The sequence below is a fragment of the Sandarakinorhabdus sp. genome (assembly GCF_041689835.1).
In the GTDB taxonomy this organism is placed as follows: Bacteria; Pseudomonadota; Alphaproteobacteria; order Sphingomonadales; family Sphingomonadaceae; genus Sandarakinorhabdus.
On sequence record NZ_JBDNFM010000128.1, the window covers coordinates 13,135 to 31,112 of the forward strand.

General features: G+C 65.5%; 24 protein-coding genes. 7 read left to right on the forward strand and 17 right to left on the reverse strand.

Annotation, left to right across the window (positions count from 1 at the left end):
• Positions 1 to 9: 9 nt before the first annotated feature.
• The 7 genes from ACESL8_RS06815 to ACESL8_RS06845 all read left to right on the forward strand — a co-directional run bounded on the left by ACESL8_RS06815 (position 10) and on the right by ACESL8_RS06845 (position 6,183).
• Positions 10 to 1,128, forward strand: a complete 1,119-nt coding sequence (locus tag ACESL8_RS06815; protein WP_372917150.1) for a histidinol-phosphate transaminase — start codon at positions 10 to 12, stop codon at positions 1,126 to 1,128.
• Between the two features lie 91 nt (positions 1,129 to 1,219).
• Positions 1,220 to 2,857, forward strand: coding sequence for a GMC family oxidoreductase (locus tag ACESL8_RS06820; RefSeq protein ID WP_372917152.1), 1,638 nt, complete (start codon positions 1,220 to 1,222; stop codon positions 2,855 to 2,857).
• The gene (locus ACESL8_RS06825; protein WP_372917154.1) at positions 2,854 to 4,011 is read left to right on the forward strand and encodes an epoxide hydrolase family protein; all 1,158 of its coding nucleotides are present in this window, start codon (positions 2,854 to 2,856) and stop codon (positions 4,009 to 4,011) included. Before ACESL8_RS06820 ends, ACESL8_RS06825 begins: the two co-directional genes overlap by 4 nt.
• A complete protein-coding gene (gene lipB / locus ACESL8_RS06830) occupies positions 4,008 to 4,649 on the forward strand; it encodes a lipoyl(octanoyl) transferase LipB (RefSeq protein ID WP_372917156.1) in 642 nt (213 codons plus the stop codon). Before ACESL8_RS06825 ends, lipB begins: the two co-directional genes overlap by 4 nt.
• A gap of 132 nt (positions 4,650 to 4,781) precedes the next feature.
• Positions 4,782 to 5,063: a hypothetical protein gene (locus ACESL8_RS06835; protein WP_372917158.1), complete on the forward strand. Its 282-nt coding sequence runs from the start codon at positions 4,782 to 4,784 to the stop codon at positions 5,061 to 5,063.
• A gap of 78 nt (positions 5,064 to 5,141) precedes the next feature.
• On the forward strand, positions 5,142 to 5,441 hold the full coding sequence (locus ACESL8_RS06840; RefSeq protein ID WP_372917160.1) for an SCP2 sterol-binding domain-containing protein: 300 nt from the start codon (positions 5,142 to 5,144) through the stop codon (positions 5,439 to 5,441).
• A 199-nt stretch (positions 5,442 to 5,640) separates the two neighbouring features.
• Complete coding sequence (locus tag ACESL8_RS06845; RefSeq protein WP_372917162.1) at positions 5,641 to 6,183, forward strand: hypothetical protein; 543 nt, start codon at positions 5,641 to 5,643, stop codon at positions 6,181 to 6,183.
• 141 nt (positions 6,184 to 6,324) lie between these two features.
• On the opposite strand, the gene ACESL8_RS06850 is transcribed toward ACESL8_RS06845, so the two are convergent.
• From ACESL8_RS06850 to ACESL8_RS06930, 17 genes are all read right to left on the reverse strand, one after another.
• Positions 6,325 to 7,509, reverse strand: coding sequence for an OmpA family protein (locus ACESL8_RS06850; RefSeq protein ID WP_372917164.1), 1,185 nt, complete (start codon positions 7,507 to 7,509; stop codon positions 6,325 to 6,327).
• 150 nt (positions 7,510 to 7,659) lie between these two features.
• On the reverse strand, positions 7,660 to 8,148 hold the full coding sequence (locus ACESL8_RS06855) for a DUF2793 domain-containing protein (RefSeq protein ID WP_372917166.1): 489 nt from the start codon (positions 8,146 to 8,148) through the stop codon (positions 7,660 to 7,662).
• A 1-nt stretch (position 8,149) separates the two neighbouring features.
• Complete coding sequence (locus ACESL8_RS06860) at positions 8,150 to 10,309, reverse strand: phage tail protein (RefSeq protein ID WP_372917168.1); 2,160 nt, start codon at positions 10,307 to 10,309, stop codon at positions 8,150 to 8,152.
• Positions 10,310 to 10,318: 9 nt separating this feature from the next.
• Entirely contained in the window at positions 10,319 to 10,744 is a 426-nt protein-coding gene (locus ACESL8_RS06865; RefSeq protein ID WP_372917170.1) for a peptidoglycan endopeptidase, read from the reverse strand.
• Entirely contained in the window at positions 10,734 to 11,564 is an 831-nt protein-coding gene (locus tag ACESL8_RS06870; RefSeq protein WP_372917172.1) for a DUF2163 domain-containing protein, read from the reverse strand. Before ACESL8_RS06870 ends, ACESL8_RS06865 begins: the two co-directional genes overlap by 11 nt.
• A gap of 4 nt (positions 11,565 to 11,568) precedes the next feature.
• Positions 11,569 to 13,932, reverse strand: coding sequence for a TIGR02217 family protein (locus ACESL8_RS06875; protein ID WP_372917174.1), 2,364 nt, complete (start codon positions 13,930 to 13,932; stop codon positions 11,569 to 11,571).
• Positions 13,929 to 14,495 (reverse strand): tail tape measure protein, encoded by a 567-nt coding sequence (locus ACESL8_RS06880; protein WP_372917176.1) that lies wholly within the window; start codon positions 14,493 to 14,495, stop codon positions 13,929 to 13,931. The genes ACESL8_RS06875 and ACESL8_RS06880 overlap by 4 nt, the downstream gene beginning before the upstream one ends.
• Positions 14,485 to 14,679, reverse strand: coding sequence for a phage tail assembly chaperone (locus tag ACESL8_RS06885; protein WP_372917178.1), 195 nt, complete (start codon positions 14,677 to 14,679; stop codon positions 14,485 to 14,487). Before ACESL8_RS06885 ends, ACESL8_RS06880 begins: the two co-directional genes overlap by 11 nt.
• 8 nt (positions 14,680 to 14,687) lie before the next feature.
• Positions 14,688 to 14,972, reverse strand: coding sequence for a gene transfer agent family protein (locus tag ACESL8_RS06890; protein WP_372917202.1), 285 nt, complete (start codon positions 14,970 to 14,972; stop codon positions 14,688 to 14,690).
• A 26-nt stretch (positions 14,973 to 14,998) separates the two neighbouring features.
• Positions 14,999 to 15,406 carry a phage major tail protein, TP901-1 family gene (locus tag ACESL8_RS06895; RefSeq protein ID WP_372917180.1) on the reverse strand — a complete coding sequence of 136 codons (408 nt, stop codon included), beginning with the start codon at positions 15,404 to 15,406 and terminating at the stop codon, positions 14,999 to 15,001.
• An 18-nt stretch (positions 15,407 to 15,424) separates the two neighbouring features.
• Entirely contained in the window at positions 15,425 to 15,808 is a 384-nt protein-coding gene (locus ACESL8_RS06900) for a DUF3168 domain-containing protein (protein WP_372917182.1), read from the reverse strand.
• Positions 15,808 to 16,032, reverse strand: coding sequence for a hypothetical protein (locus ACESL8_RS06905; RefSeq protein ID WP_372917184.1), 225 nt, complete (start codon positions 16,030 to 16,032; stop codon positions 15,808 to 15,810). Before ACESL8_RS06905 ends, ACESL8_RS06900 begins: the two co-directional genes overlap by 1 nt.
• Positions 16,029 to 16,373 carry a head-tail adaptor protein gene (locus ACESL8_RS06910; RefSeq protein ID WP_372917186.1) on the reverse strand — a complete coding sequence of 115 codons (345 nt, stop codon included), beginning with the start codon at positions 16,371 to 16,373 and terminating at the stop codon, positions 16,029 to 16,031. The genes ACESL8_RS06905 and ACESL8_RS06910 overlap by 4 nt, the downstream gene beginning before the upstream one ends.
• Before the next feature lie 5 nt (positions 16,374 to 16,378).
• Complete coding sequence (locus ACESL8_RS06915) at positions 16,379 to 16,912, reverse strand: head-tail connector protein (protein WP_372917188.1); 534 nt, start codon at positions 16,910 to 16,912, stop codon at positions 16,379 to 16,381.
• Positions 16,912 to 17,184: a hypothetical protein gene (locus ACESL8_RS06920; protein ID WP_372917190.1), complete on the reverse strand. Its 273-nt coding sequence runs from the start codon at positions 17,182 to 17,184 to the stop codon at positions 16,912 to 16,914. Before ACESL8_RS06920 ends, ACESL8_RS06915 begins: the two co-directional genes overlap by 1 nt.
• 45 nt (positions 17,185 to 17,229) lie before the next feature.
• Positions 17,230 to 17,598, reverse strand: coding sequence for a hypothetical protein (locus ACESL8_RS06925; RefSeq protein ID WP_372917192.1), 369 nt, complete (start codon positions 17,596 to 17,598; stop codon positions 17,230 to 17,232).
• Positions 17,599 to 17,622: 24 nt separating this feature from the next.
• Positions 17,623 to 17,805, reverse strand: a complete 183-nt coding sequence (locus ACESL8_RS06930; protein WP_372917194.1) for a hypothetical protein — start codon at positions 17,803 to 17,805, stop codon at positions 17,623 to 17,625.
• Positions 17,806 to 17,978 lie beyond the last annotated feature (173 nt).

A 17,978-nucleotide genomic window follows, 5' to 3' on the forward strand; every position in this document is an offset into this window, starting at 1 on the left:
GGAACGGGAATGGACATTTCACGACGGGGCTGGCTGGGGCTGGCCGCAGCAGCAAGTGCAGCCGCACCCGCGCGCGCCATCACGATCCGGCCGATGCTGACCGATCCCAGCGGCTTTGCGCCAGCGCCGGGCATCGCGCATCTCAAATACAATGAAAATCCGCTAGGGCCGCCGGCATCCGCGCTACAGGCCATGGCCGATCTGGCGCGGCAGGCGTGGTATTATGCCGATGATGCCGAAGGCCTGCTGGCAGCGATGATCGGCAAACGGCTGGGCGTGCCCGCAGCGCATGTCGTACTGGGCCACGGCAGTTCGGAAGTCATCACCAGCGCCGCACTGGCTTGGGGGCGGCGCGGCACCATTTTGGTACCGGCGCTGCAATTCGATGAGCCTTTGCTCTATCCGATAGCGCAGGGTCTGAACTATCGCCGCGTCGCCATGGCGCCCGATCTGGGCATCGATCTGGGCGCACTCGGCCGCGCCGCCGCCGCGCCGGATGTGGCGATGATCTATCTGTGCAATCCCAACAATCCGACTGGCATGATGCTGCCGGCGGCGGATCTGCTGGCGTTTGCGCGCAGCCTGCCGCCGCGCGTCACGTTGCTGGTGGATGAGGCGTATATGGAATTGGCCGACGATCCAGCGACTTCCACCATGCTACCACTGGTCCAGTCTGGGGCAAACATCATCGTCACCCGCACTTTTTCCAAGCTGTTCGGCATGGCTGGCCTGCGCATCGGCTATGCCGTCGCTTCCCCTGCCAACGCCGCCGAACTGAAGCGGCACCGCCTCACGATCAGCCTCAACGCGCCCGGCCTCGCCGCTGCGATCGCCGCATGGGATGATGCCGCGTTCCAGCAGCAAAGCCGCGCCCAGATCAGCGCCGCGCGCCACGTGCTGCAAGCTGCCGTGGCCCGCGCCGGCACCATCGCCCTGCCCAGCCAGGCCAACTTCCTGTTCGTGAAGGTGGCCAACGCCGACCGCTTTGCCGCAGCCATGGCCCAGCGCGGCATCCTGGTGCGCGGCGCCTGGGGGCCAGCCTGGCCCGAATGGTCACGCGTGTCGACGGGGCGCATGGACGATGTCGCGCGCTATGCTGCCGCGCTGCCGGAACTGGTGCAGGCCTGATCCACTCGTTCCCCCTACCCAAGCTGGCGGTTTGCGCGCGACTCATAAGCGGGTTAGCGTGGCTCGAAGCAAAATTCTTGGGATTTGGGTCATGAGCGAACCGTTTGATTTCATCATCGTCGGCGCTGGTTCTGCCGGCTGCGCGCTGGCCAATCGGCTATCTGCCGATCCCGGCACGCGGGTGGCGCTGCTGGAAGCCGGCGGTAATGACAATAGCATGCTGATCCAGATGCCAGCCGGCATCGCGCAGATCATCCCTCCCGATAAGCCAAGCCCCTATGATTGGGGTTTCTGGACCGAGCCGCAGGCTCATCTCGGCAATCGCCCGCTGTACTGGCCGCGCGGCCGAGGGCTGGGCGGCTCATCCTCGATCAACGGCATGGTGTATATTCGCGGCCATGCCAGCGATTATGATCGTTGGTCGCAATTGGGTCTGACGGGCTGGGGCTGGGACGATGTGCTGCCCTATTTCCGCAAGGCCGAGGATTCGGAACGGGGCAGCGATGATTTTCACGGTGCCGGCGGCCCGCTGCACACCAGCCGCAAGGGCGCCCTGCCCAATCCGCTCAATGCGGCCTTCGAAGCATCGGCTGTGCAGGCCGGTTACAAGCGCACCGACGATTTCAACGGGCCACAATTCGAAGGTGTTGGCCGGTATGACGCCACCATCAAGGATGGCGAACGTTTCTCCGCTGCCAAGGCCTATCTCACCGCTGAAGTTCGCGGGCGATCAAATTTGCAGATCATCACTGGTGTACAGGCGCGGCGGGTGCTGCTGGAAGGCAAGCGCGCGGTTGGCGTTGAATATGCGCGGGGCAATTCCGCGCAAACTGCCATGGGTCGGGAGATCATCCTGTGCGGCGGCGCTGTGAACAGCCCGCAATTGCTAATGCTGTCCGGCATCGGTCCGGCTGAGCATCTGAAACAATATGGTGTGGAGGTGGTTGCCGACAGCCCTGATGTGGGCGGCAATCTGCAAGACCATCTGGATGTGATCGTGCAATGGCATTGCAGCCAGCCCGTCACGCTCAATAACAACAGCAAATTGATCAACAAGATGATTGCATTGGGCAAATGGGTGTTCACCCGCACCGGTAATGGCGCTCATATGCCCACACCGATGGGGGCGTTCCTGTCTACCCGCGAAGGCTTGGCCGCGCCTGATATTCAGATGCACTTCATGCCGGTACGCGGCAATCCGCATGGCCGCGGCGAAATGGATGGCCGCCACGGCTATCAGGTGCACGTATGCCAGTTGCGCCCGGAAAGCCGCGGCACCGTCCGGCTGAAATCGGCGGATCCGCTGGCACCGCCGGCCATTGATCCCAACTACCTATCCGCCCCCGAAGATGTGGAAACGCTGCTGCGCGGCGTTGAAATGGCGCGTGAAATCGGCCGGCAGCCGGCGTTTGCGCCCTATAACGACGGCGAAGCGTGGCCGGGGCCGGTCGTGAGCGACCGCGCTGCCCTGCTCGAGAAAATGCGTGGGTGGGCCGAAACCATTTATCACCCGGTCGGCACCTGCCGCATGGGCGTTGATGAGCGCGCGGTGGTCGATGGCCAATTGCGCGTCAACGGCGTCGAAGGTCTGCGCGTGATCGATGCCAGCGTGATGCCGTTCCTGGTTTCGGGCAACACCAACGCCCCCACCATCATGATCGCTGAAAAGGCGGCCGATATGATCGCCAGCCGCGTGAAGCTGGAACGCAAACTGGGGCTGGCCGCATGACCATCAGCTCGTTCTCCATTCCGGTGGACGAGGCCGAAGTTGCCTGGATTCGGGACCGCGTCGCCGCCTATCGCTGGTTTGAGGAACCGCCGAACGCCGGTTGGCAGCACGGGGCCAACCGCGATTACATGCAGCGCTTGCAGGAATATTGGCTGAACATATTCGATTGGTCGGCAGCAGTGGCCCACCTGAACCGCTTGCCGCACCAGCGCGTCGTGGTTGGCGAGGATGGTGGCCAGCCCTTCCATCTTCACTGCGTTCACCTGCGCTCCAGCCGGCCCGATGCCCAGCCGCTGCTGATCGCGCACGGCTGGCCTGGGTCAATTCTGGAATTCGACGCGATCATGGAGCGGCTTGCCGAGCCGGAAGATCCGGCTGCTCCAGCCTTCCATGTCGTGGCCCCATCATTGCCGGGATATGCCTGGTCGGATCGGCCGAGTGCGCCGATCGGCCCGCGCGAAGTCGCCCGCCGCTACGACAGGCTGATGGCAACGCTCGGCTATGAGCGCTACGTTTACCAAGGCGGCGATTGGGGGTGCGTCATTGGCGGCTGGATCGGTCTCGATTCGGCGCGGGTGGAGGCCATCCACCTCAACGGCTATGGCCTGCGCAGTGCCGACATGCTGGCCAAGACGCCGGAAGAACAGGCGTGGATGGCAAAGGCAGTAGTAGTGCGCAGCGCCGAAACCGCCTATCTCCAGTTGCAAGGCACCAAGCCGCAAAGCCTTGGTTTTGCCATGATGGATTCACCGATGGGCGTTGCGGCCTGGATTGCCGAGAAGTTCGTTGGCTGGTCGAAGAGCTCAGGCGATGCCGGGCGAGGCCACTATACCGATCCACCCTTCACCATGGATCAAATGCTCACCAACATCATGATTTATCTCACGACGCGCAGTTTCTTGACGGCGACGTGGATCTACCGCGGCATGTTCCTCGAAGGTGGGTTCGCGATGCCGGAAGGCCGGCGCGTCGAGGTGCCCGTGGGCGTCGCCACTTTCCCGCGTGATCTACTGGCATTTCCGCCGCGCGCCATGGTCGAGCGCGGTTATAATGTCGCGCACTGGACGACAATGCCACGGGGCGGCCATTTCGCCAGCCTTGAGGAGCCCGAGCTGTTTCTGGCAGATCTCAGGGCCTTCGTTGCCGGCCTGTGATCCTTATCGATCCGGTCTGGGAGGTGACGCCCGGTCTCACGGCTTATCCGGCAGCATTGGCCCGGATGCAGGCGATGGCGGTCAGCATTCGGGAGGGCGGCGAATCAGAACGGATCTGGTTGGTCGAGCATCCGCCGCTTTATACAGCTGGAACCAGTGCCGACCCGGCGGAACTAATTGATCCTGAACGATTCCCGGTCTTCATCGCAGGTCGCGGCGGCCGTTACACCTATCATGGGCCAGGCCAACGGGTGGCTTATGTCATGCTGGATTTGGCTGCGCGTGGCCGTGATGTTCGACGATTTGTCGCAGCCATGGAGAGCTGGTTGATCAAAACGCTGGACGATTTCGGGGTTGATGGGCGAATCATTCCGGGAAAGGTGGGGGTTTGGGTGGATACGGCTGCAGGTCCGGCCAAGATTGCAGCGATCGGCGTGCGCGTGCAGCGCTGGGTCAGCTTCCACGGCATGTCGCTCAATGTCGCGCCTGACCTCAACGATTTCAATGGCATCATCCCGTGCGGTTTGTCAGATCCCGTTACCAGTCTGGCAGCGCTGGGCCGTGGTGCGACAATGACCGACGTCGATCGAGCGCTTGCCCGGCATCTGCCCGCCATGCTTGCACGTCTCGCCGCATGAAATCGGCCTTTTGCAACGACCCGCTTGCAGGATTTCGCGGGTATCGCTAAAGTCTACCTTAGTTGGGGGATTAAGGCCGAGCCAACCCAACTCGTCCTGGGTTCAGGCGATACCGTCCATGGAGTTTGAAAAATGACCATCGTTGAAAAGCTGAAGACTGCCTCGATCATTGCTGGTGCCGCTCTCCTCGTCGTCGCTTGCGGCGAAAAGAAGGCTGAAGAAGCCCCGGCCGCTGAAGCTCCGGCCGCTGAAGCCGCTCCGGCTGCTGATGCCATGGCCCCGGCCGCTGACGCCATGGCGCCGGCCGCTGACGCCGCTGCCTCGGCTGATGCCGCTGCCGCTTCGGCCGATTCCGCTGCTGCTTCGGCTGACGCCGCTGCTGCCGCTCCGGCTGCGCCGGCTGAGCCCAAGTAATTTCGACTTTTCGTCGAATTGCACTAGGAAGGGCCGTCCCGTTTGGGACGGCCCTTTTTAATTGGGGAAGGAAATAGCATGAGCCTTGCACAGATTACCGAAACCATGGTCGAGCGCATCGGCGCTGGCGGCCAATTCAAAAAATCAGTTAAGTTCGATTTCGGCGCCGACGGCCTCGTGCGGATCGATGATACCGTGTCACCCGTTGTGGTGAGCAACGAAGATGGCCCCACCGCTTGCAGCGTTAAAGTGACAATGGCGGATTTCATGGAAATCGCAACCGGCAAGCAAAATGCTCAGATGGCGTTCATGATGGGCAAGCTCAAGATTGAAGGCGATATGTCGGTCGCACTGTCATTGGGCAGCATCTTGGGCTGAACTGGTCATTAAGGCTTACTGGGCGGGAAAATTACCCAGCCCGGTAGCCTGAAGACACGGTATATTGAATGGGTAAACGATGCGTTTGGCTCTGTGGTTGGCATTGACGAGCGTGTTGGCAGCAGGCGGAGCTTGCGCTGCCCCGCGGAAGGGCAATAATCCGGTGCGAAAGCGGCCGGCTGTTATTCCAGGCCCAACCTTGGCCATTCCTGCTGCACCCAAACCGCTCACCACGCCTGGCATCATGGTCCCCAAGCCCGTCGTTCTCATCCGGCCAACGCCTGCCGAGGCTCAGGCTCACGCTGTGTGGACCTTGCGCGCCGCGCTAAACGTCGCCGCGCTGCAATGCCAATACTCACCATTTCTGCGCACGGTCGATAACTACAATCAGATGCTGAAGAAGCATGGCAGTGATTTGTCGGCGGCCCAGACGATAATGATGAGCCATTTCACCCGCACGCTGAAACGCGGCGGTATGGCCGCCTTTGATCGCTACAACACTCGCAGCTACAATAGTTTTTCGACGCTGGATGCCCAGTATAATTTTTGCTGGGCTGCAGGCCAGGCCGGTCTTGGCCTGCGTGTTGGCAATGTTGGCGCGATGACGCGCATCGCTGAAGCCATGCTGCCGGATGTGCGGGCCGCTCTGGGCCATGTTCCCCCGGCGGCCGGACTAAACGTTCCGCCGTTGCCGCCCTTGCCGGATGCACGCCCGGATCTTGTTGACCCGACCGATGATTGATCGCCCGTTACGGGGCTGATTGCTTTCAGGACCGGCGGCAGCGCAGGCCGGGCTTTACCTGCACATTTCATTGGACAGCGGAATACAAAAAGGGGGAGCGGCGTAAGCCACTCCCCCGATGTTGTTCAGTCTGCTGGCCGATTATTGCGGCTGGCAGGGGCCCGTTGGGGCCGGCGCCGGGGCGCCGCTGAAGGTGATTTCCACGCGACGGTTCTGCGGTTCACGCACGCCATCGGCGGTTTCGACCAGCGGACGGCCTTCACCGAAGGCTTCGGTTCCCATCGCATCTGCGGGAACGCCCTTGCCGGACAGGTAAGCCTTCACGGCGTCAGCACGGCGCTGAGACAGCTTGACGTTGTAATCGTCCTTGCCGGACTTGTCGGCATGGCCGGCAAGCGCAATGCTGGTCTGACCAGTGGCAGCGAACTGCTCAGCAGCACGGTCCAGGATCGCAGCGGCTTCGGCCGTGATCAGCGACTTGTCCCAATCGAAGAACACCAGGAAGGGACCCGGGGTCACGGCGGCCACCGGGCACGGTGGCAGCGGCGGGGCCGGCGGCGGAGCCGGCGGAGCTGGCGGAGGCGGAGGCGGAGCTTCCGGCTCGAAGAAGTTGTACGTCAAGGTCAGCAGCAGGCTGTGGCTGCGGAACTTGTTGGACACAGGCAGGCCATTGACGGTGAACGTGTCAACCGAGTTGACGTTCATCCAACGATACTTCAGCCCAATGTCAACATGATCGCTGATCGGCTTGTAGACGCCAGCCAACAGATTCCATGCGAACGATGTGTCGGAGTCATCGTGAAAAACCAGGCCCGGGTTGCGCAACCGGGCAAACTGATTGACGCGAGCGATACCCGCACCAGCGCCAACATATCCACCAATGTCGTTACCCTTGCCGCCGAAATCGACGAGGCCATTAAGCATGAACGCCAGAGCGCTGGCCGTACCACCAGCATTCGGATACTGACCCGCCAGCGGGCTAGCAACGTTGTTGGTGCCGTTGGCAAGCGTGAACGGAATGGCCGGCGGACGGTTCAACACTGACGATTCGCGATTTTTGTCACGGATGTAATTCAGTGCGAATTCAGCGCGGAAGCCGCCAAAATCATAACCGATGTTACCGCCGACATCGAAGCCGGGGAAATAGGTGTGTGAAATGGCGTTTTCAGTGGTCGTGGCGCCATTGGCGGTCGAAATATCGAGCCGCTGCTTCTGCAGCAGGTTCACACCCGCCTCCAGACCAATATACCAAGCCTTGTCCTTCGCAGCGGCAGCGCCTGAAAGCGCCGTGGCAGCGAGAGCGAGGCCGATCGCAAATTTGCGCATCGTCATCCCTTTCATGCAACGCCAGTACTATTGCTGGCCTCAGATCTGTCTGTATCGCAGCCAATCGCGAGGATGCAAGTCTGGAGTGCCAAAGTCTGTTGCCCATTCGCAACAGGTTAATCGTGAAAGCCTGTAAATTGTCGCATGTGGTCACAGCAGGATGCCTTGTTGCTGCAGGGCAGCGAGCAGCGCCGCCAGTGCCGTTCGCGTTTCGTTGTCCACGGTTGCGCCCCCGGTAGGCGGCGACACCGAGACCGGGCTGGCCGCGAGCACGCTGCGCCCGGCGATCGCAAAGCCGGAAACCGGCCAATTTTCCCGCCAGCCGCCGCGGTGGACGATCATGACGGATTCATCTGCGATCAATGCAATCTGGCCGTCGCCAGCCGTCTCCGCCAACCAGGCGGCGCCCTGCCAATGCAACAGGCTGCCGGCCGGATGCCCCCAAGCCACCACTCCCGCTGCCGGCACGATGTAGCACGCACCCAAGGCCGGCGTCGTTGGCGGCGCCGGTACGCTGCGCGACGTTACAGCCAGCGCCACCAAGCGATCAAGCGCCAGCACGGCCTGGTTATGAGTGACATCCTTCTGGGTCTGCCCAGCGGCGATCAACGGAAGGGCCAAGCGCGGTGTTTCGGGCATTTCAGTCTCCTGATCCGGGGATATGCAGGGTTGCGGTGCTGCCCAGCGCGGCGCCAAGCTGAGCCACGTCCAGCCACAACGGGCCAGCGCGATCGGGCACTGACCAAACCGGCGCGGTCACTTCGGTGTCGGCTATCATCCCGACGGCGTCGCGCAGCTTGACCCGAAAAGCCAAGCGCGCCTCGCCCATCGGCACATCGGTCTGGTCTGGCCAGCCAAAGCCGGACCGGCTCTGAGCAATCCAGGCAAAACGCAGCGTTCCGGCGGAACGGTGCCAGCCCAGATGTACCGGCGCCAACGGCCTGATCGCGGCTCCGCCAACAATCACCGGCAATGCGGCGGCTGCACCGTCGCCGGAACCGGTGGCGCGCAGCCTGATGGCCTGACCCAGCCGCTCCAAAGGCAGCGACAGAGGCAGCATCGCCGCCTGGTCGAGCAGCACGAACCGCTCGCCGCTGGCATGGCCGACCACGGCAGCCTCGGTGCCGCGCCGGCCGCGCAACAAGCCCGACAGGCTAAAACGTCGATTGCCAAGCGCCTCGGCGACAGCAAACTGAATGATCTCCTCGCCCAACAAGGCAAGGTTGGCGCCCGCCAGCACGGTGGCCTCACTGCGGCTCTCCAGCCACATGGTATCAGCGAGCAGCTCTATCTCCACCCGGCTCGAACGATCCCATCCGGCGGGGCTGGCAGACGCCAACGGCGAGACGGCGTGGCCCATCGGCACCGGCGCCGGCAGCAGCCCGATGGCTTCGTAACTGGCGCCCTCGTCAAAGCTGATCGCCACGCCAGCCCGCCGCCAACCCGGCGATGCGCCGGCTCCAGCGAGCCACAGTCGCGGGCTGTCGGGCAGTTCGCCCGGCAACGGCGGCAGATCCAGCACCATCAGGCTGCTAGGGCCGGCGGCCTGATCACCGTGGTCGAGCGCACGGCCAGAATCACTGGCCAAGGCCCGCGCCGAAGTGGCTGCAACACGCACCAGTTCCAGAGAGAATACAAATCGTTCGAATCGCGTTTCGCGAACCTGCCAGTCCAGCCCGTCCAGCCGCAGCACATCGCCGGGCGTGATGCCCAGAAAGCGCCACGGCAAGTTCAGGGCACGTTGTTGCCGCCCTGCCGCCAAACGCAGCAGGCGATCGTGGCACAATTGTTTGGCGGCCGCGGCCGACAGCGCCAACGGCAAACCATCCCGGTCGACACGCACCCCGGCGCGCAGGCGAGCCCGTTGCAGACCGGGCTGATAGTCCCGATCAACGTCGTAATAGCCAAGTTCTATGGCGTCGGGGGTCGAGGCGGCGGCGCTGCGGCGTTGGCGTTCCCGGGCCTGCTGGCGGCCATCGGCGCGCGCATCGGCAGCGCCGCCCGGTTCGATAGCCAACGGCGGCCGGCCCGTCCCGGTCAGGGCCGGGCCGGCCGAGAGCGCGCCGCCCGTGGCCTTGAGTATCGGTGCAAGCGTATCCGCAAGGGGGGCTGCCGCGCCGACATAAAGCCCTGTAACGTCGGGAAAATCGCCACTCACCGGCAGAAACACGTCGGCGCTGGCAGCCAGATCGGCCAGCGCCGCGCCCAGCGGCACAGGGCCTTCATCAGCGATCAGCTCGAAGGCCAAGTTGGGCAAGCGATTGCCGAAATCGGCCAACGGCAGATCCTCGAACACCGCATACACGAGTCCGCGAAAAGCCGGTGCTTCACCTTCGGCAGCTGCGATCAACGGATCGGGCGTCTGGCGCTCGCTGCCGGTATGAAGGCGCATCGTCACCGGTTGCAACCACTGGCCGCCGCCATCACGCAGCAGCTTGCCATCGGCCCACACCCGGCCGATGCCGATGATTTGCCGCGCGGCGAGCACCACCGCAAAGCTGGCCGAATAACTGTAGCCGGTGGTGGCCGCGCCGCGCTTGCCGCCGCTGCGCATGGTCGTCTCGCGGATTTGTGCAGCCCACACGATATTGCCGCTCACCCGCATGCGGCCGCGCACCACCGGGATCGGTTCGCCGTAGCTCGCGGCCTGGATTTCAGGATTGGCAAGGCGCGACCCGCTGCGGCCACCGCCGCCGCCGAACAGCCGTCGATCGACGGCATTTCCCAGCAGCGTACCAACAATGCCGCCCACCGGGCCCAGCACCGCCCGGCCAACGATGCCCAATACCAGAGTTGCCATGCCAAATTCCTATCTGAGACCGGGCAGCGCCCACCGGGCGACCACCGGCCAATCTGCGGGGGCCGGCCCTTCCACCACCCGGCCCAGTCCGGCGTGGGCATGCAGGATGCCGCGATCAGTTATCAGTGCGAGATGGCGATGACCGGAAACCAGCGCATACTCCACCATGTCCGCGGGTTGCGGCCGCCGAACCCGGCGCAAGCCCAAAGCCCGCAGCGTTTGGGCGATCAGCAGATCGTGATCGCCGCCCAGCGCATAGGGCGGCACCGGCCCCAGGCTGAGGCCGGCCCCGGCCGCCGCCAGCAGCACGACGCCCACGCAATCCAGCCCGTTCCCTACCAGCCGCCCCTGCGCGCGAAAGCGCGTGCCCAGCCCGGCGCGGGCGGCGGTGATCGCGGCCTGCCGGCGGCGCGAGAGGGCGCGCTCAGACAGCATAGCGGGTCAACAGGTCGGCGCCCGGCACATGCGGTTCGCCGCGGAAATTGCGGGCGTTGCCAAAGCGGTCGCGGCAGGTGGCAAAGCGCTTGTCGCAGCCCTCACCCACGTGGACACGGGTGCCCACGGCAAGCGCCAACGGCTCATCCAGCAGCAACCAGCCGGTATCCTCGGCCAGAATGCGGCGGATCAGCCCGGCTTGGGGTCCGCTGAGCACCGCCAGTTCGCCTTGCACATGATCGGCCGCGATGATGCCGGCCAGTTGCACGCGATCAGGCAGGGCGGCCGTTACGCTGGTCAGGCGTTCGCGCCGGCGCAGATCGACCCGGCAACGCGCATCGCCAAGCTCGGCCCGGCATTCCGGCGAGCAGATTTCAACCACGCTGGCCGCCAGCGCTGCGCCAGGCCCGATCAGTTCCGCCATGAAGCCAGCGTCGGCGCCGGTGCCAACCGCGACATCGCCCAGCGTGCCTTCCGCCAGCCACTGCCGGCCAGTACCGGGATTGCGCCAATCGACGAGGAACAGATCAAGCCGCGCACCATCCCAACGCCCGGCCAAAAGATCGGTGGCGGTCAATGCACCGGCTGAAAGTGCGCCTGCCACCTCCATGTCATCGACCGTCACACCGTCGCCCAGAACGACGGCCGAAGGTGACATGCCGGGCCGGCTTTCATGCCGCAGGCCATTCACCAGCAACGGTCGATCATGGCTGGTGAAGCCCAGCGCCGCGCCGTCGCGCCGCACCAGCCGCCAGCACAGGGCCAGGTGGGTCAATTCCTCCGCCAGCACGGCGGGCGGCAAGGTCGGCAATGCGGTCATGGCCTCAATCCTCCCTGATCTCGATCAGTGGCACCGATGGCAGTTCGCCGGCACGCCAGCCGGCAATCGACACTTCGATGCGATCGGTGGCAAAGCGCACCGGGACGTCGAAGCGGAAACCCGCCGTCACCACGGCTGCAATCGCCGGGGCCGCTTCGAAATCGACATACCCCCCCGGCGCCAGCGTCCAGCCGCTGGTCTGGGCCACACCGGCAACCGCCACCGCCACACTTTCAGGCCAGGGGCGAGAGATGCGGCGGGTCTGCGGCGGTTCATCGGGCAGCGCCGCATCGCCATAGGTCTTCACCAGCGCAAAACGGGTGGTGCCGCCATCGCCGATGCCGAGCGGCTGATCGAGGGCGGCCGGTTCACCGCCATCGGCAGCGGAGCCGTTGTCGAGCGGATCGAGGAAGCGAAAGCCGTGTGCCTGCCCGCGCCTGGCGCGGAAAAAACCAACGAGGCGCTTCAGATCGGCTTCGGACCGAATGCCCAATCCGGCATCATATTCAAGCCGCGCATCGGCCCATTCGGCGTTTCGCTGCTCTGCTCCCGACGCTGTCACCACCACCAAGGTGGAAAAGGCCGGGCCGCCGGCGGCGCCAAAACCAAGTTCCAGCGGAAAGCGCACATCGTGAAAACTTGCCATCGCATCCTCCGCACCGGCATCATCAATCAGAAAGGGGGTAAAGCCATCGCGCGCCACTTGCGGCCAAGCCCACACGAAGACTTCCGCGATGCCCAACGCGCTGGCAGCGGCGGCGGCATCGGCAACCAGCGGCCATTGCACCTCGGCATCGGCCTGGCTCAGAACGAACCCGGCCAGATAATGCTGGCGGCCACGCGGGTAGCCCAATTGCGCTTCCACCAGCGCGCGGCCCCGGGCCTGGCCGGCCTGGTTGGCGCTGGTCACGAAGGTGTAATCCTCCAGTTGCAGCACATCGAACGCCGGATACGCCCAGCCCGAAGGCATGTTTGCGCGGGCCAGATCGGGGCGGTCGGCCAGCAGCACTTGCGGGGTGTAGAACAGCAGGTGCGTGACCACCGCTGGCGCCGCGGCGCGGGCAGCGGCCGACATGCCAGCCGTCGTCTCGGCCAACCGCTCCCCGCACCAATCGAGATAGGCGCGCTCGGCAGCCGACTTGGCGCCACGGATGTCACTCATTACTGGCGGCGGGCTGCCGCGTTCAGCCTGCCAGCGAGCGGTGGTGGCGGCATCATAAAGGCAGGGCCGGCTGTTTGGCCCGACCCACCACCACGGTTCGCCCACCTGAAACGCCGGCGCGATCCCTGCCGCTGCGGCCATACCCATCGCGGCGGATGTCACCGCCTGCAACCACGCCTGCGCCGCCGGTTGGCAAGGGGACAATAATGCCGACGGCGGCGACCAGCCGGTGAGCCCTTGAGCGCCTGTCGCATCACGCTGCGCCCAAGTGGGCGGGCAATGCATGGCGAGCAATTCCATTGACAGGGACAATATGGGCGCAAAACCCAGGCTGCCAGCGCGGGCGAGAAAATCCTGATGCCACGCGGCCGCTGGGCCACAAAAGGGCCGCACCGGATCGACCACGTAACCGCCCTGCCCATCGGGCAGGAATGCCATGAAATGGCTCATTCCCAAATAATGGGTGATGGCCCCGCGCCAGCCCAGCAGCAGCGCCTGTTCCAACATGCGTTCCGGCGTCTGGTTATAAAGGTCATCATACGCAGTGCACAGGCGAACGGGATGCGGCGGCAGCAGCGGCTGCCCGGCCTTCAGCACGCTCCCTGCCCCGTCCACCACCAGATTGGTCAGCCGCACCTCGCCGCTGACCACGGCGGCCAATGGCGCATCAATGCCGTCATAACCGGGCGGCACCAGGCTGATGAACAACCGGTCGATATCGCCGGCCCACACCGGATCGGCTTCCCCAGGCAGCAGGAAGCCGCCATTCAGCGCATCGAAATCGATGTTGATCCGGGCATCCGTGGGCGAACCGCTGGCATAGTTCCACAGCCGCACATACCAGGTGCGCGGGCTGCCTTCGGCATCGCGGCCCTCGATGGTGAGCACCGGGCCATTCACCGCGTTGAGCGGCAGGACCGCACCCGACGATTGCCAGCGGAACTGCCAGATCAGTCCGTGATAATCGCGCCGGGTTGCCAGCGCACACAGCGGATGGTTCCAGCGATCAGCCGATTCCCAGATCAGCCCCGCCAGATCGGCGCGGCGCTGAAATTCCAGTTTCACCACCACCGCGTCAGGCCCGTCCGTCACGACGCTGGCCATCATCGGGCGCGGGAAATCCACCAGCCACCAGCGCGGATCAAAACGCTTCACCCAGCGTTTGGCGCCTTGATCGGCCTGGCCCGCCAGCCACCAGCGCATCATGGCCGCGCCCGATCCAGCGCCCGGGCAACCGCCCGCGCCACCTGATTGCCGGTTTGCTGCATGGCGGCCGGGCTGGCGTCGCGCGGGCCAGCGACATTCACGGTGACGTTGACCATGCGGCCGCTGCCCCGGCCCGGATTGGCCTCCACCCGGCCGGCGGCGGTGGGCACGAACACTTCAGGTCCGCGCTCACCCACCATATAGGCGCGCCCCGCCGTCACCGGGCCACCCGTGGCGCGGCCGGGCAAGCTTAGCAAGCTGCCCACTAACCCGCCAAGCAGGCCCTTCCCGCCGCCACCAAGCAGCCCGCCCAGATCAAGTCGCAGCGCGCCTTGGGCAATATCGGCCAACGACGACAACGCCAGGCGCTTGAGATCGTCAAAGCCCAGCTTGCCGTCGGACAAGGCTCGGCCCAGCGCTCGCGACAGGCCGGAACCCGCCCGGTCGAGGCCGGCTGCAAACGGGCCATCCAGCGTGCGCTGGATATCGTTCACGCCGGCCATAAAGCCGCCGGTATCGGCGCGCACGCGCACCACCAGATCGTCGATCTGTTCAACATCCATCGGGAAATTGCTCCATCAGGCCAGCAAGCAGGCCGGCATTAACCGGGGCCTCTGCCGGCGGCACATCCAGCCCCAGCGCAGTGACCAGTTCAGCCGGGGTGGCCGCCCAGAATTCGTGCGGCCGCCACCCCAGCACCGCAGCGGCCACATGGGCGGCGCTGCGTGCGGCATCAGCAAACATCATTGCAGCCATCAGGTTCCGGCCAATATCTGGCCCAACAGCACGCGCAGCGCCGGCGTCGCATTGGCCAGGCCGCCCGTTACCAACGCCTCGGCAAAGGCCTCACGCGGGGTGCGCTCGGCCAGGCAATGCCACAGCAGCGCTGCCATCTCCGCCAGGGTGAGCTGGCCGGCCGCCGCGCGTTCGCACAGCGCAAACAGCGGGCCCAATTCGGCTTCGGCCGCGACCAGCGCCGTGAAGGTCGGGCGCAGCCGCAGCGTCTGGCCGTCCAGCACCAGTGCCGCCTCGCCGCGCATGGCGTTGGAGAGCGGCGGGTTGGCGATCACGACGCCACCACAGGGCCGCTGCTTTCCAGCTGCAGACTGTAGGTGCGCTCGCCGTTGAAATCGCCGGCATAATCCAGCCGGGCAATCTGGAACCGACCGGTGATCGTTTCACCGCTTTCGAATTGCACCCGGTAATCATCGATCTGGCCCGACAGCGCGGTCGCCTTCACCCGCTGTTCGGCGCCCGACCCGGTAAACACGCCCGAACCCGACAACGACACCGAACGGACCCCGGCCTCCGACAACAATTCGCGCCAGCCGCCCGAGCCCTGGTTGGTCACCACCACGGTTTCGGTGTTCACCGTCAACTGCGTCGTGCGCAGCCCGGCCACGGTGGCAAACACCGGCACTGCCGCGCCATTGCCCACCTTCAACAAGAAGGCCGAGCCTTTTTCCATCGCCATATCTTGGTTCCCTTTCGTTCAAAGCTGCTCGCTGCGCAGCCGCATCTCGATCACGCCCGGCCGCCAACCATCATCAGCGTCGCCAACGGTGGCCCGCACCAGGCGGGCATTGACGATACGATGCCCGTTCCACTCGCCGCTCAGCGCGCGCAGCCGCGTTTCAGCTGCGCCGATCAACGATTTCAGCCGGGCTACGCCGGGCCGATCATCCCAGATCGTCACCAGCACCCGGTGCTCATGCGCCACCTCGGTCTTGGTGCCGGCATCCAGCACAAGATCAGGCCCGATCACCGCATAGGGCGCCGCCGCGTCGGCGGGCGGCCCATCGAACACACCGGTCAATCCCGGCAGATCGGCCATCGCCGCCGCCACTGCCTTCTGCATGGCAAGACTTGCCGCCATCATTTGTCTCCCGGCCACAGCAACAGCGGATCAGGCAGGTGCTGCCGCGTGCCGCGCCGGCGGCGGATCAGCCCCGGCCCGGACAAGCGCAGCGCATCGCCGCGATCATCGATGCTGCCCACATTGTGCCGACGCTGCGCGACCTGGCCCTTCAATGCCTGCGCCGCGGCCTTGGCCAGCGCCGCCGCGCGCGCCTGCAATTGGGCGATAAGCGCCGCGCTCATGCCGGCCGCCCGTCGCACCACAAGGTGGCATAGTCACGCCGCCGCGCATCACGCTCCACGGCGCGCACCGCCAATATCTGATCCCGCCAGCGCAGCCGCACGGTCAGATCCAGATCGTCGCGGTCGCGCAGCAACACCTGCCAGCGCCGGCCAGACCGCGCCGCTTCGCCTTGTTGCTGGCGGCCAGGCGCACCATCGCGGCTGATGGCGGCAAACACCGTCTCCACCGGGGCCCAGTTGCCCACATCGTCGGCAGCGGCGTCGCGCGCAGCCTGCCAAATTTCGATCGTCACGCGCTCGTCCAGCGCGCCAGAGCGTTCCTGTCCCCGTTCATGCATCATCGCGTTCACCCCAACTGCATCCGCCGCCACGGCCGCCACAGCGCGGCGACAGCAGCCGGCGGCGGCCCACCATCGGCCGCATCGCGGTGGCTGAACAAATGGCTCACCAGCCGCACCACCCCGGCGCGCAGCGGCTCCGGAACGCTGTTCCAATCAGTGCCCAGCCCAGCGCGAAACCGCATCACCAGCGTGGCCGGCGTTGCGCCGGGGGGCAGGCCGATCAGCCGCACCCAGCCGCTGCCGTCGGCGCCGATGTCGCTTTCCCAGCCCGCCGCCAGCGCTTCGCCGGCCAGAAACACGCCGGTGATGGCCTGCACTGGGCTTGCCTGCAGCTGCTGCCAGGCCAGATCGCACGCCAGCCGCTGCTCGCCCTCACGCTCGATCAGCCACTGGCCGATGAACGCCTCGCACAGCGCCATGGCCGTGCGAATATACCCGGCGAGCACGCCGTCCTCGTCATCACGCTCCAGCCGCAGCGCGGCCTTGCATTCGGCAAGGCCCACCACCAGCGCGCCGGCCTCCATGGTCACCACCGCCATCACCGTTCCTCCACCCGCACCACCAGGGTGCGTTCATCGCTGCTGCCATCCGACAGGGTGACCCGATTGCTCAGCCGATAGACCGTGCCGGCGATCCCGCCCGTCACGGTGATGGCGGTGCGCCCGCCAGACTGGCGCGGAGCCGACAGAATCAAACCCGGCGGCAGCACGGCCCACATTGATTGGCTGATCAGGCGCCCGGCCAAATAGCCGGCATCCCAATCGGCGGCGTGCTCGATCACGCCGCCCGGGTCTTTCAGGAAAATGCTCATACTGGCCTCACTTGCCCGAAGGAGTGGCGCGCACCCGATTTGCGTTCATAGGGGCGCACCGATTTCCACCTGCCAACTCGCCACCTGCAGCGGGCTGCCCGCCAACAGCGGCTGCGCCGGACACGTGGTGACATAAAGCAGCCGCTGGCCGCCTTCATCGATCAGGGCGACGTGATTGGCCGTGCCGGCGGCCTGGGCAACCAGCCCGGACCGTTCGGCCACCGTGAGCCGCCGCCCACCGCCGCTGCCGGCCGCCACGGTGAAATTGGCCGGCGCCATGGCCGTCGTGGCCAGCGCCGCTGCCACCGCGGCGGCAAAGCTGGCCGGCTGGCCATCCAGCAGCACCATCCGGTTGGCGCCGGCCACAACGGCCAAAGCGGCGTCCTGCACTTCATTGCTGGCGAATTTCGCCATTGTCCTGTCTCCCTTGTCGGCTGTTCAGCGTTCGCGAATGGTGAGTGCAGACGGCGCGGCGCGCACCGGCAGCGCCGGCACCAGCGCCAGTTCAAGCCGGTCGCCACTAATCAGCGGCCCGCTGCTGGACAGGGCCAGCACCCCCGGAGCGGGGCTGATGGCCAGGCTTGGCGACCCGATCAGTGCCAGAAAATGGGTGAGGATCATGCCTGTCCTCCCTCAGCTTGCGGTTATCGCCAGCGATTTCTCGCGCAGCACGGTGGTGCCGTCCGGCGCCATCAGGCGCACCGTGATGGTGCGGCTGCCGGTGAACCGCTCCGTCGCCAGCAGCCGCACAGGCCCGCGCCCTGCAACCGCCGTGCCGGCCACGCCGGCACCGA

What these genes read in the sequence shown, in the direction of transcription:
- ACESL8_RS06815 (WP_372917150.1), top strand. Translation starts at nt 10, where the DNA reads ATGGACATTTCACGACGGGGCTGGCTGGGGCTGGCCGCAGCAGCAAGT.
- ACESL8_RS06820 (WP_372917152.1), top strand. Translation starts at nt 1,220, where the DNA reads ATGAGCGAACCGTTTGATTTCATCATCGTCGGCGCTGGTTCTGCCGGC.
- ACESL8_RS06825 (WP_372917154.1), top strand. Translation starts at nt 2,854, where the DNA reads ATGACCATCAGCTCGTTCTCCATTCCGGTGGACGAGGCCGAAGTTGCC.
- ACESL8_RS06835 (WP_372917158.1), top strand. Translation starts at nt 4,782, where the DNA reads ATGACCATCGTTGAAAAGCTGAAGACTGCCTCGATCATTGCTGGTGCC.
- ACESL8_RS06840 (WP_372917160.1), top strand. Translation starts at nt 5,142, where the DNA reads ATGAGCCTTGCACAGATTACCGAAACCATGGTCGAGCGCATCGGCGCT.
- ACESL8_RS06850 (WP_372917164.1), bottom strand. Translation starts at nt 7,509, where the DNA reads ATGCGCAAATTTGCGATCGGCCTCGCTCTCGCTGCCACGGCGCTTTCA.
- ACESL8_RS06855 (WP_372917166.1), bottom strand. Translation starts at nt 8,148, where the DNA reads ATGCCCGAAACACCGCGCTTGGCCCTTCCGTTGATCGCCGCTGGGCAG.
- ACESL8_RS06860 (WP_372917168.1), bottom strand. Translation starts at nt 10,309, where the DNA reads ATGGCAACTCTGGTATTGGGCATCGTTGGCCGGGCGGTGCTGGGCCCG.
- ACESL8_RS06865 (WP_372917170.1), bottom strand. Translation starts at nt 10,744, where the DNA reads ATGCTGTCTGAGCGCGCCCTCTCGCGCCGCCGGCAGGCCGCGATCACC.
- ACESL8_RS06870 (WP_372917172.1), bottom strand. Translation starts at nt 11,564, where the DNA reads ATGACCGCATTGCCGACCTTGCCGCCCGCCGTGCTGGCGGAGGAATTG.
- ACESL8_RS06875 (WP_372917174.1), bottom strand. Translation starts at nt 13,932, where the DNA reads ATGATGCGCTGGTGGCTGGCGGGCCAGGCCGATCAAGGCGCCAAACGC.
- ACESL8_RS06880 (WP_372917176.1), bottom strand. Translation starts at nt 14,495, where the DNA reads ATGGATGTTGAACAGATCGACGATCTGGTGGTGCGCGTGCGCGCCGAT.
- ACESL8_RS06885 (WP_372917178.1), bottom strand. Translation starts at nt 14,679, where the DNA reads ATGATGTTTGCTGATGCCGCACGCAGCGCCGCCCATGTGGCCGCTGCG.
- ACESL8_RS06890 (WP_372917202.1), bottom strand. Translation starts at nt 14,972, where the DNA reads ATGCGCGGCGAGGCGGCACTGGTGCTGGACGGCCAGACGCTGCGGCTG.
- ACESL8_RS06895 (WP_372917180.1), bottom strand. Translation starts at nt 15,406, where the DNA reads ATGGCGATGGAAAAAGGCTCGGCCTTCTTGTTGAAGGTGGGCAATGGC.
- ACESL8_RS06900 (WP_372917182.1), bottom strand. Translation starts at nt 15,808, where the DNA reads ATGGCGGCAAGTCTTGCCATGCAGAAGGCAGTGGCGGCGGCGATGGCC.
- ACESL8_RS06905 (WP_372917184.1), bottom strand. Translation starts at nt 16,032, where the DNA reads ATGAGCGCGGCGCTTATCGCCCAATTGCAGGCGCGCGCGGCGGCGCTG.
- ACESL8_RS06910 (WP_372917186.1), bottom strand. Translation starts at nt 16,373, where the DNA reads ATGATGCATGAACGGGGACAGGAACGCTCTGGCGCGCTGGACGAGCGC.
- ACESL8_RS06915 (WP_372917188.1), bottom strand. Translation starts at nt 16,912, where the DNA reads ATGGCGGTGGTGACCATGGAGGCCGGCGCGCTGGTGGTGGGCCTTGCC.
- ACESL8_RS06920 (WP_372917190.1), bottom strand. Translation starts at nt 17,184, where the DNA reads ATGAGCATTTTCCTGAAAGACCCGGGCGGCGTGATCGAGCACGCCGCC.
- ACESL8_RS06925 (WP_372917192.1), bottom strand. Translation starts at nt 17,598, where the DNA reads ATGGCGAAATTCGCCAGCAATGAAGTGCAGGACGCCGCTTTGGCCGTT.
- ACESL8_RS06930 (WP_372917194.1), bottom strand. Translation starts at nt 17,805, where the DNA reads ATGATCCTCACCCATTTTCTGGCACTGATCGGGTCGCCAAGCCTGGCC.